1 protein-coding gene is annotated in these 2,054 nt (G+C 71.1%); it reads right to left on the bottom strand.

All coding sequences use genetic code 11. From position 1 onward, the window contains the following. On the bottom strand, positions 1-1,892 hold a 1,892-nt coding region (locus AB0J67_RS40815), incomplete at its 3' end, for a ThuA domain-containing protein (RefSeq protein ID WP_363491151.1). Positions 1,893-2,054: the final 162 nt, after the last annotated feature.

Genomic DNA, 2,054 nt, shown 5'->3' with positions numbered 1-2,054 from the left:
ACGTCCAGGCACTTGCCCAGCGCCCGCAGCGTCGAACCGGACACCGTCCAAGTCTGCGCGGCGGCCCCGTTGCACGTGAGGATCTGGATCTGCGTCCCGTCGGCCGACGATCCGTTGCGCACGTCCAGGCACTTGCCCGCCAACCCCTTGACCGGACCGGTGCCCGGGGTGGTGGTGCCCTTGAGCAGCACGAACTCATCCACGTCGAAGAGGAAGCCACTCGGGCCGGTGAAGGTCAGGTACACGTTCTGGGTGCTCGACGGAACGCCGGACAGGCTCGTGGTGACGTTCTGGAAGTTCGTCCAGCTGCCGGTGTTGGGCACCGTGACGCTGCCGAGCACCGGCCCGGTGACCGAGCCGGTCCGGACCTGGATCGTGCCGCCGGCGCCCGCGGACGCCACCCGGGCCCGGAACGAGGTGCTTCCGGTCAGGTCGATGCCGTTGTACGCCGCCCAGTCGCCGGACTCGATGTTGCCCACGACCTGGCCGCCGACGGCGCCCGATTTGGCCAGCGCCGAGACCCCACCGGCGGAGGAGAACGACTCGGCCTGGCGGGTGATGTCGCCGGTGGGCGGGGTGCCGCCGAGGTCCTTGATCCGGATGTTGCGGTAGGAGACGTCGTCGCCCGTGCCGTGGTTCTGGATGCCGATGTAGCCGGCCATCGACCGGGCCGGGTTGGTGTTGGTGTAGTCGTTGATCTTCGACCCGTTCAGGAACACCTGCAGCCGCTCCCCTTCGACGAGCAGCTCGAAGGTGTTCCACTCCCCCGGCGGGTTGAGCGCGGCGTCGCGGGCGGCGATGTCGGCCGACTTCAGGGCGTAGATCGCGCCGGTGGTCCGGTCGGCGGAGTCCGTGGCGTCGATCTGGACCTCGTAGCCGTTGTCCAGCGCGCCCTGTGCGGTGCTGCCGGCGGGGAAGCCGATGACGACGCCGGAGTTGTCGTCGCCCGGCACCCGCCAGTCGAGCTTGAGCGAGTAGTTGACGTACTCGCGGGTGGTGTACCACAGCATGCCCATGCCGCCCGAGGAGGTGAGGGTGGCATCGGAGTTGCTGAAGCTGCCCGGCCCGGTCTGCGACCAGCCGGTGGTCGAGCCGTTGTAGAGGGCGGTGTAGCCGCTCTCCGGGCGGCAGTCGGCCTTGGCGCGGCCGGCGGCGTAGCGGATGCCGCCGAGCAGGTGGCTGCGGAACGCCGTCTCGGAGTACGCCGACTGCGAGTGCCCGCCGCCGGTGTAGAAGGACCGGCCGCCGCTGTAGGTCTTGCACCAGGCGTGCGGGTGGTCGGCGCCCATGGAGCCGCCGGAGTACGACGACTCGTCGACGGTGGCCAGCACCCGTGCGGTGGAGCGGGCGTTGGTCTGGTAGTTGTACCACTCCTCGGTGCGGGTCCAGGTCGGCGACAGGTGGGCGGTGGCCGGGTGCGCCCGGTTCTCGACCCTGATGTTTGCCTGCTGGATCGCCGGGTGGGAGGCGAAGTAGGCCCCGACGAGGTTGCCGTAGAAGGACCAGCCGTACTCGGTGTCGGCCGCGGAGTGCACGCCGACGAAGCCGCCGCCGGAGCCGATGTAGGACTCGAAGGCGGTCTGCTGGGTGGTGTTGAGGACGTCGCCGGTGGTGTTGAGGAAGACGACCGCCTCGTACTGGGCGAGGTTGCCGGTCGTGAAGGCTGCGGCGTCCTCGGTGGCGGTGACGGTGAAGCTGTTGGCCGCGCCGAGCGACTGGATCGCCGAGACGCCGGCGGCGATCGAGTCGTGCCGGAAGCCGGCCGTCTTCGAGAAGACGAGCACGTCGTAGGGGGCGTCCGCGGCGGCGGCCGGGCTGGCCGAGGCCGTGGCGGCGAGGGCGGCGAGGACGGCGGTGGCCGCGCCGAGGGCGGGTCGCAGGAGTCTGCGCATGGTGGCTCTCCTAGGTAGGGAAGGTGCCGCGATGGCCCCTCACCCGCACGCGGGTGCCGGTGAGGGGGTGCGCGGCGCGGAGGGCCTCGGCGGAGACGTCGGGGGTGAAGGCGGGGGCGGCGCAGCGGTCGCAGTTGCCGCAGGGGCCCGCCTCGGGGTCGT

This window comes from Catellatospora sp. NPDC049609, from assembly GCF_040675365.1.
Taxonomy (GTDB): domain Bacteria; phylum Actinomycetota; class Actinomycetes; order Mycobacteriales; family Micromonosporaceae; genus Catellatospora.
This window is presented reverse-complemented; position numbering and strand designations above follow the sequence as displayed.